General features: G+C 43.4%; 15 protein-coding genes. All 15 read left to right on the top strand.

Annotated elements, in window-relative coordinates:
* Positions 1-32: 32 nt before the first annotated feature.
* Complete coding sequence (gene wcaK, locus H650_RS05290; protein ID WP_020454300.1) at positions 33-1,313, top strand: colanic acid biosynthesis pyruvyl transferase WcaK; 1,281 nt, start codon at positions 33-35, stop codon at positions 1,311-1,313.
* Positions 1,310-2,530 (top strand): colanic acid biosynthesis glycosyltransferase WcaL, encoded by a 1,221-nt coding sequence (gene wcaL / locus H650_RS05285; RefSeq protein WP_020454299.1) that lies wholly within the window; start codon positions 1,310-1,312, stop codon positions 2,528-2,530. The genes wcaK and wcaL overlap by 4 nt, the downstream gene beginning before the upstream one ends.
* 10 nt (positions 2,531-2,540) lie before the next feature.
* Entirely contained in the window at positions 2,541-3,956 is a 1,416-nt protein-coding gene (gene wcaM, locus H650_RS05280; protein WP_020454298.1) for a colanic acid biosynthesis protein WcaM, read from the top strand.
* Between the two features lie 177 nt (positions 3,957-4,133).
* Entirely contained in the window at positions 4,134-5,027 is an 894-nt protein-coding gene (gene galF, locus H650_RS05275; protein ID WP_020454297.1) for a GalU regulator GalF, read from the top strand.
* A gap of 407 nt (positions 5,028-5,434) precedes the next feature.
* Entirely contained in the window at positions 5,435-6,523 is a 1,089-nt protein-coding gene (rfbB, locus tag H650_RS05270) for a dTDP-glucose 4,6-dehydratase (RefSeq protein ID WP_020454296.1), read from the top strand.
* Positions 6,520-7,419 (top strand): dTDP-4-dehydrorhamnose reductase, encoded by a 900-nt coding sequence (gene rfbD / locus H650_RS05265; protein WP_020454295.1) that lies wholly within the window; start codon positions 6,520-6,522, stop codon positions 7,417-7,419. The genes rfbB and rfbD overlap by 4 nt, the downstream gene beginning before the upstream one ends.
* Before the next feature lie 48 nt (positions 7,420-7,467).
* A complete protein-coding gene (rfbA, locus tag H650_RS05260; protein ID WP_020454294.1) occupies positions 7,468-8,343 on the top strand; it encodes a glucose-1-phosphate thymidylyltransferase RfbA in 876 nt (291 codons plus the stop codon).
* Between the two features lie 3 nt (positions 8,344-8,346).
* Positions 8,347-8,889, top strand: coding sequence for a dTDP-4-dehydrorhamnose 3,5-epimerase (rfbC, locus tag H650_RS05255; RefSeq protein ID WP_020454293.1), 543 nt, complete (start codon positions 8,347-8,349; stop codon positions 8,887-8,889).
* A 9-nt stretch (positions 8,890-8,898) separates the two neighbouring features.
* On the top strand, positions 8,899-10,029 hold the full coding sequence (gene rffA, locus H650_RS05250; protein ID WP_020454292.1) for a dTDP-4-amino-4,6-dideoxygalactose transaminase: 1,131 nt from the start codon (positions 8,899-8,901) through the stop codon (positions 10,027-10,029).
* A 28-nt stretch (positions 10,030-10,057) separates the two neighbouring features.
* On the top strand, positions 10,058-11,578 hold the full coding sequence (locus H650_RS05245) for a lipopolysaccharide biosynthesis protein (RefSeq protein WP_020454291.1): 1,521 nt from the start codon (positions 10,058-10,060) through the stop codon (positions 11,576-11,578).
* 16 nt (positions 11,579-11,594) lie between these two features.
* Complete coding sequence (locus H650_RS05240) at positions 11,595-12,872, top strand: glycosyltransferase (RefSeq protein WP_110093597.1); 1,278 nt, start codon at positions 11,595-11,597, stop codon at positions 12,870-12,872.
* Between the two features lie 457 nt (positions 12,873-13,329).
* The gene (locus H650_RS05235; RefSeq protein ID WP_189660095.1) at positions 13,330-14,610 is read left to right on the top strand and encodes an O-antigen ligase family protein; all 1,281 of its coding nucleotides are present in this window, start codon (positions 13,330-13,332) and stop codon (positions 14,608-14,610) included.
* Positions 14,611-14,613: 3 nt separating this feature from the next.
* Positions 14,614-15,174 (top strand): acyltransferase, encoded by a 561-nt coding sequence (locus H650_RS05230; RefSeq protein ID WP_020454288.1) that lies wholly within the window; start codon positions 14,614-14,616, stop codon positions 15,172-15,174.
* On the top strand, positions 15,167-16,186 hold the full coding sequence (locus tag H650_RS05225; protein ID WP_020454287.1) for a glycosyltransferase family 2 protein: 1,020 nt from the start codon (positions 15,167-15,169) through the stop codon (positions 16,184-16,186). The genes H650_RS05230 and H650_RS05225 overlap by 8 nt, the downstream gene beginning before the upstream one ends.
* 16 nt (positions 16,187-16,202) lie before the next feature.
* Positions 16,203-17,357, top strand: a complete 1,155-nt coding sequence (locus tag H650_RS05220; protein ID WP_020454286.1) for a glycosyltransferase family 4 protein — start codon at positions 16,203-16,205, stop codon at positions 17,355-17,357.

Raw genomic sequence — 17,357 nt, 5'->3', positions numbered from 1 at the left:
GAAACCTGATTGAACCCCTTTATGAGGTCGTTATGAAATTATTGATCCTTGGCAATCACACATGCGGCAACCGTGGTGACAGCGCTATTTTACGTGGATTGCTGGATGCGATTGCCCTGATTGAGCCGGATGCAGAGGTGGATGTGATGAGCCGCTATCCGGTGAGCTCATCCTGGTTACTCAACCGCCCGGTGATGGGCGACCCGCTCTATAGCCAGATGAAAGAGCAGAACAACGCCGCCGGATTGATGGGGCGCGTGAAGAAGGTGCTGCGCCGCCGTTACCAGCACCAGGTGCTGCTCTCCAGGGTGACGGATACCGGGAAGTTGCGCAATATCGCTATTGCACAAGGGTTTACCGATTTTGTCCGCCGTCTGGCGGACTATGACGCGATTATTCAGGTCGGCGGCTCTTTCTTTGTCGATCTGTATGGTGTGCCGCAGTTTGAACACGCGCTGTGTACGTTTATGGCGAAAAAACCGATCTACATGATTGGTCACAGCGTGGGACCGTTCCAGAACGAGGCGTTTAACCAACTGGCGAATTATGTTTTTGGCCATTGTGATGCGCTGATCCTGCGTGAAACAGTCAGCCTGAACCTGATGAAGCAGAGCAATATCACCACGGATAAAGTCGAGCAGGGCGTCGATACCGCCTGGCTGGTGGATCACCATCAGCATGATTTTGTGGCCAGCTATGCGGTGCAGCACTGGCTGGATCTGGCGGCAAAAGAGAAAACCGTGGCGATTACGCTGCGTGAACTGGCGCCGTTTGATAAACGACTCAACACTACCCAACAGGCCTATGAACAGGCTTTTGCCGAGGTGGTAAACCGGATCATTGATGCGGGTTATCAGGTTATTGCGCTCTCCACCTGCACCGGTATCGACAGCTACAACAAAGATGACCGCATGGTGGCGCTCAATCTGCGCCAGTATGTCAGCGACCCGTCGCGCTACCACGTGGTGATGGATGAACTGAACGATCTGGAGATGGGCAAGATCCTTGGCGCGTGTGATTTAACGGTGGGTACACGCCTGCACTCCGCGATTATCTCGATGAACTTTGGAACACCGGCGATTGCTATCAACTATGAACACAAGTCGGCAGGCATCATGCAGCAACTCGGGATGCCGGAAATGGCGGTCGACATTCGCCATCTGCTGGATGGTTCGCTGGCGGCGATGGCGGCCGACACGCTGGGGCAACTGCCTGCGATTAACCAGCGTCTGGCAACGGCGGTGGCGGCGGAGCGCGAGCATGGCATGAAAATGGTCAAATCGGTGCTCGATCGCGTACAGGGGGTGAAATGAAAGTCAGCTTCTTTTTGCTGAAGTTCCCCTTATCTTCCGAAACTTTTGTGCTCAACCAGATCGTTGCCTTTATCAATATGGGTTTTGAGGTTGAGATTGTCGCCCTGCATAAGGGCGATATGAACAATACACACGCGGCGTATACCGAGTACCGGCTGGCGGAAAAAACGCACTGGCTGCTGGCCGAGCCGGAAGGGAAGATGGCAAAACTGAGCTATCGCGGGCAGGCGATAGCGCGGGGTATCTGGAAATCCTCCACCTGGAAAGCGTTGAATATGTCGCGCTATGGTGACGAAGCCCGCAACCTGATCCTGCCAGCCATTTGCGGCCTCGCGCCGCGCACATTCAGCGCCGATGTCTTTATCGCCCACTTTGGCCCGGCAGGCGTTACCGCCGCCAAACTGCGGGAACTTGGCGTTCTTAAAGGCAAAATCGCCACCGTATTCCACGGCATCGATATCTCGCATCGCGACGTGCTGAACCACTATACGCCTGAGTATCAGCAGCTTTTCCAGCGCGGCGATCTGATGTTGCCGATCAGCGAGTTATGGGCCGGCAGACTGAAAAACATGGGCTGCCCGGAGACCAAAATTGCTGTGTCGCGCATGGGGGTTGATATGGCCCGCTTTAGCCTGCGCTCAGTGAAAAACCCCGGTAGTCCATTGCACATTATCTCTGTGGCGCGCCTGACCGAGAAAAAAGGGCTGCATGTCGCTATTGAAGCGTGCCGTCTGTTGAAAGAACGCGGCGTGGATTTCAAATATCGCATCCTCGGTATTGGCCCATGGGAACGCCGCTTACGCACACTTATCGAACAATTCCAGCTGGAAGATGTGATTGAAATGCCGGGCTTTAAACCCAGCCATGAAGTGAAAGCGCTGCTTGATGAAGCCGACGTCTTTTTGCTGCCGTCAGTTACCGGCGCGGATGGGGATATGGAAGGGATCCCGGTTGCGCTGATGGAGGCGATGGCGGTGGGGATCCCGGTGGTTTCAACCGTTCATAGCGGCATTCCGGAGTTGATCGAGGCCGGACAGTCCGGCTGGCTGGTACCGGAAAATGATGCCGAGGCGCTGGCGCAGCGTCTGGCTGCTTTCCGTGATATGGAGAGCCGGGATTTAACACCGGTGGTGACGCGGGCGCGTGAAAAAGTCGAGAACGACTTCAACCAGAAGATCATCAACCAGCAACTTGCCAGTCTGTTGCAGACGCTTTAACAGAGGTTTTATGACCGTGAAGAAAACAGCAACTGCGCTATCGCGACGCACTTTCCTGGCCGCCGGTTCCGCGCTGGCGGCACTTCCTTTGCTACATATTCCCGCTGCCCGCGCGTTGGGACGTAACGACACGGTCAGCATCAGTGATTACAACCGCAATGACTGGCCCGCGGCGTTTAAACAAGCTTTTGCTGACGGGCAAACGGTGGAAGTTCCCGCAGGTGTGGTCTGCGACAATATCAACACTGGTATTTTCATTCCTGCCGGCAAAACACTGCTGGTGCGCGGCGCGCTGAAAGGTAACGGGCGCGGGCGCTTTGTGTTACAGGACGGTAGCCGGGTGGTGGGGGAGAAGGGCGGTAATTTCTATAACATCACGCTGGATGTGCGCGGTTCAGACTGTGTGATCAAGGGCGTGAGTATGAGTGGCTTTGGCCCGGTGATGCAGATTTACATTGGCGGAAAAGAGGCGCGCACGATGCGCAATTTGGTCATCGATAACATCACGGTGAGCAAAGCGAACTATGGCATTTTACGCCAGGGTTTCCACAATCAACTAGACGGTGTGCGGATAACCAATGGTCATTTCAGCGACTTACAAGGTGATGCTATCGAATGGAATGTGGCTATCAATGACCGCAATATTCTGATCTCCGACCATGTGATTGATAATATTAACTGCACCAACGGCAAGATTAACTGGGGCATTGGTATTGGCCTGGCGGGCAGCACCTATGACAATAACTACCCCGAAGATCAAGCTGTTAAAAACTTTGTCGTGGCGAATATTACCGGTAGCAACTGCCGTCAGTTAGTGCATGTGGAAAACGGTAAACATTTTATTATTCGCAATGTGAAAGCGAAAAACATCACCCCGGATTTCAGTAAGAAAGCCGGGATTGATAATGCGACGGTGGCGATTTACGGCTGTGATAATTTCGTCATTGATAATGTTTCAATGGTCAATAGCGCCGGTATGTTGATTGGCTATGGTGTTATCAAAGGCGATTATTTGTCGATCCCGCAGAATTTCAAACTCAACGATATCCAGCAGGACAACAGCAGCAGCAAATATAAGCTGCGCGGTATCCAGATCTCGTCCGGTAATGCTACGTCGTTTGTGGCGATCACTAACGTGAAAATGCAGAGCGCGACGCTGGAGTTGCACAATAAACCGCAACATCTTTTCCTGCGTAATATCAACGTGACGCAACAGGCGGCCAACGGCCCGGCACTGAAGCTGAACTTCGATTTACGCAAAGATGTGCGCGGGCGTTTTATGGCGAAACAGGACACCTTGCTGTCATTGGCGAATATTCACGCAGTCAATGAAAACGGGCAAAGTTCAGTCGATATCGACAGAGTCGATCAGCATGTGGTGAATGTCGATAATTTGAACTTCCGTTTGCCGGCGAAGCGGCTCTAAGCGCGGGAAATGGCCTTTTACGATAAATCCTGGTGCTTTAACACCGGGGTTAGGATTACATCTACTGCCTTGCAGGGACATTAGGCGTAACATCTTTCACTTTCCTCGCTGCAAACGCACTGGCGAAAACAGGTTAAAGGTTTATAATTCATCCAATTATTATAGGTGGAAGAAATAATGGTTAATTTGAAAGCAGTTATTCCGGTAGCCGGTCTGGGGATGCATATGCTCCCGGCCACGAAAGCGATTCCAAAAGAGATGCTACCGATCGTCGACAAGCCGATGATTCAGTACATCGTCGACGAAGTTGTTGCTGCAGGGATCAAAGAAATCGTTCTGGTGACTCACTCGTCAAAAAACGCGGTGGAAAACCACTTCGACACCTCCTACGAACTTGAAGCGCTGCTTGAACAGCGAGTTAAACGTCAGCTGCTGGCGGAAGTGCAGTCTATTTGTCCGCCAGGCGTGACAATTATGAACGTGCGTCAGGCGCAGCCGCTGGGGTTAGGCCACTCTATCCTCTGTGCGCGCCCGATCGTTGGCGACAACCCGTTTGTCGTGGTGCTGCCGGATATCGTGCTGGATACGGCGACTGCCGATCCGCTGCGTTACAACCTCGCGGCGATGGTGGCACGTTTTGCTGAGACTGGTCGTAGCCAGGTGCTGGCAAAACGTATGAAAGGCGATCTCTCTGAATACTCAGTGATCCAGACTAAAGAGCCGCTGGATACGGAAGGCAAAGTCAGCCGCATTGTGCAGTTTATTGAAAAACCGGATCAGCCGCAGACACTGGATTCCGACCTGATGGCAGTGGGGCGCTATGTCCTTTCCGCTGATATCTGGCCAGAACTCGAAAAAACCGAACCAGGCGCGTGGGGGCGTATCCAGCTGACCGATGCGATTGCTCAGCTTGCGGAAAAACAGTCTGTTGATGCGATGTTGATGACCGGCGACAGCTATGACTGCGGTAAGAAAATGGGGTACATGCAGGCCTTTGTAAACTACGGTCTGCGTAACCTGAAAGAAGGTCAGAAATTCCGCGAAAGTATTAAGAAATTGCTTGCACAATAAAGATTAAAAATGTTGTGTAACTAAGATTTTTGGAGCAGGGCAGAAAGGGTTGCCAGAAGGACATTTGATCCTTTGGTTATTCTTACTGCCCTTTTTATTTCCATTATAAAATCAACGATTAAAAAAGGTAGGAATGGGTAATTCTTGCGCTGACGTAAGCAAGATTTTTCCTTGTTTCCGTCCCTGTTTCGGCGGAGAATAGCCGCTTAGCATTTTGTGCCAAGTGGTAGATTCAAATAAGAGCAGCGCAGTTTTTAACATCATAAATTGCCGACAAAAGCACACAGTACACAGGTAGCTGAAGAGCCTGGGGCGGTAGCGTGTCTGAAATATATACACGTAAGTTAATAACCTACTCTTGACTAACCTTAAGTTAATACATAGTAAAGTAAAAGCGGAAGAAACTCGTGAAAATACTGGTCACAGGTGGTGCAGGTTTTATTGGGTCTGCAGTGGTTCGTCACATCATTAATAACACTACTGATCATGTGGTTAATGTAGATAAATTAACCTACGCCGGGAACCTGGAATCACTGGCGGAAATAAATAATGACCCGCGTTATGTTTTTGAACGTGCGGATATTTGTGATAGTGACGCCATGGCGCGGATTTTTGCTGAGCATCAACCTGATGCGGTCATGCACCTGGCGGCAGAAAGCCATGTTGATCGCTCGATTACGGGGCCTGCCGCGTTTATTGAGACAAATATTGTCGGCACCTATGTATTGCTTGAAGCGGCACGTCAATATTGGGTACAGCTTGATGAAGCACGCAAAGCTGCTTTCCGTTTCCATCATATCTCCACTGACGAAGTGTATGGTGATTTGCCCCACCCGGATGAAGTGGCGGCTGGCGAACCATTGCCCCTCTTCACTGAGCAAACTGCCTATGCGCCGAGCAGCCCTTACTCAGCCTCTAAAGCCTCCAGCGATCACCTGGTCCGCGCATGGCGCAGAACCTATGGTTTCCCGACAATTGTTACCAATTGCTCCAATAATTATGGACCGTTCCACTTCCCGGAAAAACTGATCCCGCTGGTTATCCTGAATGCCTTGGCAGGCAAAGCGTTGCCGGTGTATGGCAAGGGAGATCAAATTCGCGATTGGTTGTATGTCGAAGATCACGCGCGCGCGCTTTATACCGTGGTCACGCAAGGTGTTGCGGGTGAGACTTATAATATCGGTGGCCATAACGAAAAACAGAACCTCGATGTTGTCCACACGATTTGTGACTTGCTTGATGAAATCGTACCGAAGGCGACCTCTTATCGTGAGCAGATCACTTACGTAACTGACCGTCCGGGCCACGATCGCCGTTATGCAATCGATGCCGATAAAATCAGTAAAGAACTGGGCTGGAAACCGATTGAAACTTTTGAAAGCGGAATCCGTAAAACGGTTGAGTGGTACTTGTCCAACAGCGCATGGGTCGCGAACGTACAAAGTGGTGCCTACCAGTCATGGATTGAACAAAACTACGGGAAGCGCAGCGAATGAATATTCTGTTATTCGGAAAAACGGGACAAGTAGGCTGGGAGCTCCAGCGTTCGCTGGCTCCATTGGGCAACCTGATTGCGCTGGATGTTGATTCCACAGAATATTGCGGTGACTTCAGTAACCCGCAAGGTGTTGCTGAAACTGTGCGCCGTATACGACCTGACGTGATCGTCAACGCCGCCGCGCATACTGCGGTTGATAAAGCTGAATCCGAGCCGGAATTTGCCTCACTGCTGAATGCGAAAAGTGTTGAAGCTATTGCGCTTGAAGCCGCCAAAATTGATGCATGGGTGGTTCACTATTCAACCGATTATGTTTTCCCGGGTGATGGTCAAACGCCGTGGGTGGAAACAGATAGTGCTGCTCCCCTAAATGTCTATGGCCAGACAAAACTCGACGGTGAAATTGCTCTGCGCGAAAACTGCCCGAAGCACCTTATTTTCCGCACCAGCTGGGTTTACGCCGGAAAAGGGAACAATTTCGCTAAGACCATGCTCAAGCTGGCGAAAACGCGCCAGGAACTCTCGGTGATTAACGATCAGTTTGGTGCACCTACCGGTGCTGAGTTACTTGCAGATTGTACCGCTCATGCAATCCGTACAGCATTGATACAACCACAAGTAGCCGGTTTGTATCATCTGGTTGCTAGTGGTGAAACATGCTGGCATGACTACGCGGCGCTGGTTTTTGCTGAGGCCAGGGCAGCGGGAGTTGAACTCGCTTTGAGTAAATTAAATCCGGTAACGACAGAAAGTTTCCCAACGCCGGCGAAACGTCCGCACAATTCGCGACTGAACACAGATAAATTTCAGCACACTTTCGATCTGGTTCTCCCTGACTGGGAGCTCGGCGTGAAACGTATGCTGGCTGAGTTATTTAGCACAACGCCTATTTGACTATATGAAAAGTGCCTATGGGCAGGCATTTTTGCTCGGGATTACGAAATGAAAACACGTAAAGGAATTATACTGGCGGGTGGTTCGGGAACTCGGCTGTACCCGGTTACAATGGTTGTGAGTAAACAACTGCTGCCAATTTATGATAAGCCAATGATTTACTATCCGTTATCCACGCTTATGCTCGCGGGGATTCGTGATATTTTAATTATTAGTACCCCGCAGGATCTACCTCGCTTCGAACAATTACTTGGCGATGGTAGCCAGTGGGGTTTAAGCCTCCATTATAAAGTACAGCCAAGCCCTGATGGGTTAGCGCAGGCGTTTATTCTTGGTGAAGAGTTTATTGGTAATGACTCCTGCGCTCTGGTGCTGGGCGACAATATTTTCTATGGTCATGATTTGCCGAAGCTAATGGATACCGCTGTGAAACAGGAAAGCGGTGCAACTGTCTTTGCTTACCATGTTACCGATCCAGAGCGCTATGGGGTGGTCGAATTTGATAAAAATGGCACGGCAGTCAGCCTTGAAGAGAAACCGCTGGAACCGAAAAGTAATTATGCGGTAACCGGGCTCTATTTTTACGATAACGATGTTGTCGCCATGGCAAAAAGTCTTAAACCATCCGCCCGAGGCGAGCTGGAAATTACTGACATCAACCGTATCTATATGCAGCAGGGGCGTTTATCGGTGGCGATGATGGGCCGTGGTTACGCATGGCTGGACACCGGTACGCACCAGAGCTTAATCGAAGCCAGTAACTTTATCCAAACCATTGAAGCACGCCAGGGGCTCAAGGTCGCATGCCCTGAAGAGATTGCATTCCGTAAAGGATTTATCAGCGCTGAACAGGTGCGAAAGCTGGCAATTCCGCTGTCAAAAAATGCCTATGGGCAGTATCTCCAGAAGATGGTTAAAGGCTAATAAATGAATATTCTTGAGACGGAAATTCCGGATGTACTGATCATCGAGCCAAAAGTTTTCGGCGACGATCGCGGATTTTTCTATGAAAGTTATAACCAACTAGTATTAGAAGAGAGTATCGGTTGTAAGCTCTCATTTGTGCAGGACAATCATTCAAAGTCGAAGCAAGGAGTACTTCGCGGCCTGCATTATCAAGCCGAACCTTACTCACAAGCAAAATTGGTGCGCTGTGTAGTTGGAGAAGTGTTTGATGTCGCAGTTGATATTCGCCTTGATTCTCCAACTTTTGGACGCTGGGTTGGTATTAACCTTTCCGCAGAAAATAAACGCCAACTTTGGATCCCCGAAGGGTTTGCTCATGGTTTTTTAGTCCTAAGTGAAATGGCTGAATTTTTGTATAAAACAACAAATTATTATGCACCTGCAGCAGAGCGTGGCATTGCATGGAATGACCCAACATTAAATATCGAATGGCCAATACCATCGGATAAATTAATACTTTCATTAAAAGATATGCAAGCTGGCAGTTTTGCTGATTTAAAATAAGGAAGAAAAATGATTCCATTTAATAAACCCTATTTACAAGGGAATGAGTTGACATATATTGCGCAGGCAGTTAGCAGTGGGAAGATTTCTGGAGATGGCATTTTTACTAAAAAATGTCATGAGTTTTTTGAAAAAAAATATGGTTTTAAGAAAGTACTTCTTACTACGTCATGTACTGATGCATTGGAAATGGCTGCAATATTACTGAATATTCAGCCTGGCGATGAAGTGATTGCGCCATCGTACACCTTTGTTTCAACAGTAAATGCGTTCTCTCTTCGTGGTGCGAAATTGATTTTCGTCGATAGCTATAGTAACAATCCAAATATTGATCCCGTTGCTATTCGTAACAGTATTACCGAAAAAACTAAAGCGATTATTGTCGTTCATTATGCCGGGGTCGCCTGCGATATGGATGCGATTATGGCAATATCGAAAGAATTCAATATTCCAGTTGTTGAAGATGCAGCACAAGCGATCGACTCATATTATAATAACAAGCCATTGGGCAGTATTGGTACATTCGGTACTTTTTCTTTTCATGAGACGAAAAACATTATCTCAGGTGAAGGGGGAATGCTTGTCATCAACGACGATAAGTATATACAACGCGCTGAAATAATTAGAGAGAAAGGCACAAATCGTGCTTCATTCTTTAGAGGAGAAGTGAATAAATACGGATGGGTTGATATTGGTTCCTCGTTCTTACCTTCAGATATTATTGCAGCTTATCTCTATGCTCAGCTTGAAAACATGGATATCATCCAAACCAAAAGAATATCACTTTGGGAACAATATTACGCTGGTCTCAGCCGTCTTGCTGAAACAGGTGTCATAGCACTTCCAGCAATTCCAGCGTTTGCAAGTAATAACGCGCATATGTTTTACATTGTTTGTGAAAATATAAATGTCCGAACCGGGCTTATTCAGTATCTTAAGGATAACGGCATATACTCTGTTTTTCATTATCTCTCATTGAATAAAAGCGAGTATTATCTTACTAAGAACGAAAGTGTTGATCTCGAGAACAGCGATCGTTTCACTGACAGTTTGCTAAGACTCCCAATGTTCTATGAATTAGAATTGGAACAAGTGGATTATATATGCTCAAAAATAATTGACTTTTATTATGCGAAGTAATGCGTTCCGCTTGTTTTTGTGAGCTATTATGTTTAAAAAAATAGTTATTCTATATGTGGCTCAACTATACCGTGTTGCATTTCCTCTCTTTTTGGTCCCTTTGATTATTGGGCTCTTAGGTACGGAAAGATATGGTATAGTTTCTTTTTTTACGATGCTAATAACATTAATGGGGTTGTTGGACGCAGGAATAAGCGGGACTTTTATTAAATTAGTCGCTACTAATAAAAATCACCTTGTTACCTTCATGAAGGTTATCAAATTATTTATTAAAGTATTATGTGGTTTTGTTATCATTGCCGGATTTGTTAGTTTTGTTTTTAACTATTTTTCCTTATATATAGTTACCGATTGGTTACAAACGTCATTATCCAGAGAAGAAACCGTATATTGTATAAAACTCACAGGTATAATTCTTGCATTTTTATATTTGCGGTCGTATTTGCAAAGCTTTATAAATGGTATGGAACGACAGGATTTGATTGCTATATGGAACATGTTATATACCACAGCATTTTATGGTGGCTCATATCTAATCCTTTCCTTTTATTCAAATACGTTACCTGCTTTTTTTAATACATTGTTATTTCTATCTGTCATAGATATTATTGCGACATTAGGCTGCGTAGCTTATGTTATTATTAAACAGCATCGGCAACTGATAAATCGACATCCGGAAAGAGATAAAAACAGTACCGATAGTATTTCGTTTAGAAATATAGTTAAGTTTTCATTGCAATTATCTGGTTTGTCGATGATTTGGGTCATCGCTACTCAAGTCGATAAACTCGCGTTATCAACATACACAAATTTAACCCTCTACACTCATTACCAAATTGGTTCTCAACTAAGTGCGGTCGTGCTAGCACTGACTGCACCGTTATCACAATTCCTGCTACCCAGATTAAGCGCACTGGTTAAAGAAAAAAATTACAATAAATTTATTGAGTTGTTTAGCATTAGTTCTGTCGGATATGTAGTTATTCTCGGTCCGTTAGTCCCGTATATGTGCGTTTATGGAAACGATCTCATTTCATTGTGGCTTAAAAATAAAGATCTCGGATTTGCTGTTAATTTATATGCTAAATGGTTGGTCTCTGCTGCTTTTTTTGCGGGGATAATGAATTTTGTTTTTATATTATTATATTCTAAAGGTCAGTTAAAGTACCATTTTTATGCATATGCATTTTATTCTGCGATAACGATTCCGTTAACAATTCTTATCGCTAAATTATATGGTCCAGAATGGTCGTGTATATTCTACTTTATGCATACAATACTTTTCATGATATTATGGGGAGGTTTTTGTTTAAGTAAAGAAATTATAGGTTATATATCTTTATTACTACCCTTGGCTTCGGTTGTTTTAATATTATCTTTCTTGATTTTTTTAATTATACAAAAACTCCAAATTTTTATTCTATATAGGATAATATATGTCATTTTTCCTCCTGTTGCTAATATGATTATTATTTCCACTTTTCTTTATCTTTTACGTATGCCATTAATAGCCGCGATCAGAAATATGAAGTTAAAAAAATGGTATTAGCAAAGCGAGTTTAACCATGAATGTTTTACATTTATCTACAGGCGATAGCAAAGGTGCGTTTTATGGTGCATACAGAACGCATATAAATCTTCAAAGATATGGTCATGACTCCACAATGTTTGTAGTTGAAAAGACATCGAATGATGAGAGTGTAATCTCAGTGGAGCATATTAGACACAAGATTATCAACTTTTTTATTAAATTAATTCGACGGTCTCTGGTACGTTGGAATGATGTAGAGAATAAGTATTATTTATTCTACAATTCTACTTTTAGTTTGAACAAGCTTTTTAAAAGTTATAAGAAAAAACCAGATTTAATAATTATTTATTACGTTTCAGGTTTTCTTTCTGATTATGATATATATATAATACAAAAGAAATACCAATGCCCTGTTGCATTTTATCTCATGGATGCGGCTATGTTCACAGGTGGGTGCCATTACCCATGGAAATGTGAAGGCTATATAGATGGTTGCGATAATTGCCCGGCTATGAAACTCCCCAATTTAATTAAACTTCCGGCTTACGTTTTTAACAACAGGAAAAAATATTATCAAGAAATGGACTGTTTTTTCTTGTCGGCAAGTAAATGGCTTGACGAGCGTTGTAATCGAAGTGGAATAAAAGCAAAGTTAGGTATTAAAAAAGCAATTATAGGTATCGACGAGAATATATTTTGCCCTCGCCCTCTTGATTCAGCCAAGAAACATATTCAAATTAATATTCCGGAAGGGCGGCGAGTAATTTTTTTAGGTGCACAGTCTCTCGGTGACCCTAGAAAGGGGGTGAAATATGTTGTTGAAGCTCTTAATGTAATTAAAAAAAACCATCCTGAGCATCTTAGTAAAGTTTCTCTTTTGACTGTGGGAAATAAGGCCGAACTTCAGTTACCTGAGGATATTCCGGTCATCAATATCGGGTTTATTAGTGACAAAGATAAGTATCCATTCTTATACAACTTCGCAGACGGTTTCATTTGCCCTTCGATAGAAGATGCTGGTCCGATGATGATAAATGAGGCGTTGATGTCCGGTGTTCCTGTTGTTGCTTTTAAAGTTGGTGTGGCAGAGGATCTTATTATTGATGGTCGAAATGGATTTCTGGCACAAGAAGTTAATTCTAATGCGCTCGCAGAAGCAATTTTGAATTTGTTACAGTTGAATGATTCATCCTTAGAAGCTCAAAAAAAATATGCTCGGGAGTATGCCTTGGAAAAATGCTCGGCGCATACGCAAGTGCGTGATATAGAATTACTTATCAGTGAATTTCCAAATTCTTTTAATGGTGACTGAATTTTTTAAGGGAGTTGATATTTCGCCCTTGAAGTATTGTTTATTTAAGATTGATGATGAACAAAAATATGTATATTTAATGTATGATGTTGAAATAGCTTTACGAATCACCTTCGTTTACCTTATGATTTTTTAATGTTATAAGATTTTTTTGATATTAAATGAGTAAATATTAATTTCATAATGAATAGATACAATGCCGATTGTACTAGCGAAAAACATTTTTATCCATGACCATAAATCATAACCAGTATTTTGATAATACTATTTGAAAGGTCATGATTATAAAAGAGAGTTTTTAATGAGAAAAGTATTAATGTAGAATTATTTAATAATCGCATTGTTATCATTTCTAATTATGTGCCAAAGGTTTTTATCTTTTGTATAAAATCTTTTTTAATTAGACGGTCATTAAGGAAGTGTTTTTTATTCACCAACATGTATGGAATGTCTAATAATGTTAAACATAGTTTCGTTTGAAAGAATACTTCTTTTTTTGATAATGACAACTGTTGGTTCACCTTATCTTAGCTCATGGCTTCCTAAAGTCTCTGATATGCCAATAGGCCCACTTATTCGGTGTGTGGCCATTCTTCTGTTTTATGTAATAATCATCTATACGCTATTTCTATCTGGAAGCTTTAAAGTCAACGGGAGTTTAATCACGCTCTTTATCCTGATGCTATCAGGTACTCTGCTTTCGATTATAGATAATCGCTCAAATATTTTGCAAGTAGTTCTAGGATTGCATGCTCTGGTTTTCTACCCAATGGTTTTTAGTATTCTTGCCTGTTATTTTAATAATGATTATGACAATGATCGCTGGCGTAGAATTGCCTTTTTTTTAAAGCGAGTATTGACAGTGGTTTTTCTTATAACCAGCTCGATTGCGATTATTGATGTTGTAACTGGCGGAAATTTTACCTTAATGCTTGGTTACAACCCCAACTATGGGGGAGATAATTTTTCATTGATTAACCGATATTATGATTTAGTGAGAGCCAATGGTGGATTTGCCGATGCATTGGCTTTCGGTTACTTGATGGTTATCGCTTTCATCTTCTTTGTTTATAACATTTTTAGTAAATATGGTTCAAAATATACAAACCTATTAGGTGCCATATTGGCCATCATCGCCTGCTTTATGTCAATTACTCGCGGAGCGATCATTGCCTTAATATGTTCTGGGCTGATTTTTTTATGCCGGAGCAAGATTATCGTGAAAGCCAGCGCTTCATTAATGGCTTTCGTGCTGCTGGTTGCTATTTCGTTGAGTAGTTATTCAGATATATTTATTGGACGCTTCACCGACAGTGATAAAGGTTCAAAGTACTCCACGACGCAACGTTTTGATATGGCGTCAAACTCGATTGATTTTCTAGTCAACCATCCACTAGGTGAAGGCCTGGGATCTCAAGGTGCAGGAAGCACGCTCTCACAAACGACAGAAAGAATTAACACTGATAACTTTATCTTCCATGGTATGTTAGAAGCTGGCATTTTTGGCGGCTTGATGTTCCAATTGTTAATATTATATCAATTCAGAGTTTTTTATAAAAAAACAAAGGGAGCACGGCAGTTTTTCTTTGCATTATTTTTTTTGTACTGGTTATCTGCGGCGGTGAGTTCTTCGTTCCAGGCGGGTATCCTTTCTGTTTTATTTTGGATTGTGTGTTTTATTATTTACAGCGAAACGATAATCACAAGAAGAGAATCACTCTTGGAGTGCGGGAAGTAAGCTATGCTAATCTATAAAGTTAAGGGCAGATTACGTGCCTTGTATTACAGTTTAACTCGCAAGTTATCTATACGAATTCTGGGTAGTAATCCCAAAATTTTCGGCGCGAAGTATATGAAGATGACAAATTGCTCTATCGGAGACAATTGTTGGATACAAGCAGTAGATAAATATAAAACACAAAACTTCACTCCAGAAATCATTTTTGGTGAAAATGTAATGATGAGTTGTAATGTTCATATATCAGCTGTGAAAAAGATTGATATTGGAGATAATGTTTTATTAGGTTCTAATATTTATATTGGTGATCATTCCCATGGTTCAACTCGTCCTGCAAAATATGAGGCTCATATTCCTCCGGCATCACGTGATTTAGATGATATTGCAGAGATAAAAATTGGTAATAATATCTGGGTTTGCGACAATGTGGTCATATTAGCCGGTACATCCGTTGGTAAAGGTTCAATCATCGCAGCGAACTCAGTTGTGAAAGGCCACTTCGAAGAAAATAGTCTCATTGCAGGAAATCCAGCAAGATTCATAAGGAAACTGACTAATGGATAATGCCGCAACAATTTCAGTTGTTATACCAAGTTATAATCGGGTTCAGGAGTTAAAAGAACTCCTTAGCTCTGTACTATCACAAGAGGTTTATCCTGATGAAGTGCTAATCTGCGAAGATAATTCTCCGGAAAAACTAAATATTCAAAATATGGTTGATTCTTTTCGAAGTGAGTACGAAAATAATAAAATAAAACTTACTTTTATTATTAATGAGTTGAATCTTGGTTATGATAAGAATTTGAGAAAATGCATCGAAAGCGCCTCATGCGAATGGGCGGTAATTATGGGTAATGATGATCTGTTATTGCCTAATGCTATTTCAGAAGTTAAAGATTATATAGCAAAAAACCCACGAATCAATTTTATTTCACGTGCTTTTTTGCGCTTTAATCATGATATTTACAATCCCATTGGCTTGTCTTCGCTGAGCGATAAAGACTCAGTTTATAAATGGGGAGCATCAGAACCCAAAATGATTTTCAGGGCCGCAGGTTTTGTCGGTGGGTTGATTGTGAATGTTCCTTTCGCCAGATCTTTACATACGGAAGAATTCGATGGTTCACTCTATTATCAAATCTATTTAGCTGCATCTGCTTTTATAGGTGAAGGTATCGGCTATATCTCCCGGCCAATTATCGGGGGGCGTGCTGATAATCCGCCTATGTTTGGTCAGGCTGCGGACGACAAAGAAGTCCATGTCCCTGGCAGTTACACCGCCCGCGGGCGTGCTGCGATGTGGCGCGGCGTTCTCACCATAGCAAAAAGCGTGGGTGCCGCATATAATGTCGATCTTTATACACCGTTAAAACATGAGCTTACTACCAGACAGTCATTCCATATTTTTGAAATGAATGCGGGGCAAAGTATCAAAGTTAATAAAGAATTAAAGCAGGAGCTCTCCGCGCTAGGATTAATGAGCCATCCCGTGCCGCTTGCGTTCTATTTTCTTAACTGCACGTTGAGATCCAATGCGCGTTTTATCTATAAAGCTATCCGCAAAGTCATGCAATAATGACAAGGTTTTATCAATGAAAAACGATGTTAAAATATCCCTTGTTCATGAGTGGCTGTTAAGCTATGCAGGTTCAGAGCAAGTTTCCGCGCAAATATTAAAAGTTTTCCCAGAGGCGGATCTTTTTTCGGTGGTGGATTTTCTTACTCCGGAACAACGTGCAAAGTTCATGAATAAAAGAGCGAAGACTACCTTTATTCAACACTTACCCAAGGCACAAAAATATTATCAGAAATATTTGCCATTGATGCCTCTGGCGATTGAACAGTTAGATGTTTCTGGTGCCGATATAGTAATTTCAAGTGCGCATGCCGTGGCCAAAGGGGTAATTACTGGCCCGGATCAGTTACATATAAGTTATGTGCACTCACCTATCCGGTATGCTTGGGATCTTCAACATCAGTATTTGCGTGAATCCGGACTTAATAAAGGATTGAAAGGCTGGTTGGCTAAATGGATTCTGCACAAAATGCGTATATGGGATTGTCGCACACCGAATGGCGTAGATCATTTTTTAGCTAATTCACAATACATTGCACGCAGGATTAAGAAAGTATACGGACGAGAGGCTGATGTTATTTATCCACCAGTGGCTGTGGATGAATTCGAGTTGAGAAATGAAAAGTTTGATTTTTATCTTACAGCGTCGAGAATGGTTCCTTATAAAAGAATTGCTCTGATTGTTGAAGCTTTTAATGCCATGCCTGACAAAAAACTGATTGTAATTGGTGACGGTCCTGATTTCGAAAAAATAAAAAAGATTGCCGCAGCCAATGTCACCTTGATGGGGTATCAGCCATTTGCTGTTCTGCGCGAGCATATGCAAAACGCAAAAGCTTTTGTTTTTGCAGCAGAAGAGGATTTCGGCATTATTCCCGTTGAGGCGCAGGCTTGCGGTACGCCTGTTATCGCGTTTGGTAAAGGTGGTGCGCTTGAGACAGTCATCCCGCCTGAACACAGTAACCCGACAGGTATTTTCTTTATGGAACAAACCGCCAGCGCTATTATTGAAGCTGTTGAAATCTTCGAAAAAAGCTCGGTTGCATTTACACCAGAATCATGCCGTAAAAATGCTGAACGTTTTTCACAGCAGCGTTTTGAGCGTGAAATAAAAGAGTATGTCGAATCAAAATGGACGGAGTTTTGCCATTATCGACAGGTAAAACGTTAA

The sequence above is a fragment of the Enterobacter sp. R4-368 genome, from assembly GCF_000410515.1.
Lineage (GTDB): Bacteria > Pseudomonadota > Gammaproteobacteria > Enterobacterales > Enterobacteriaceae > Kosakonia.
This window is presented reverse-complemented; position numbering and strand designations above follow the sequence as displayed.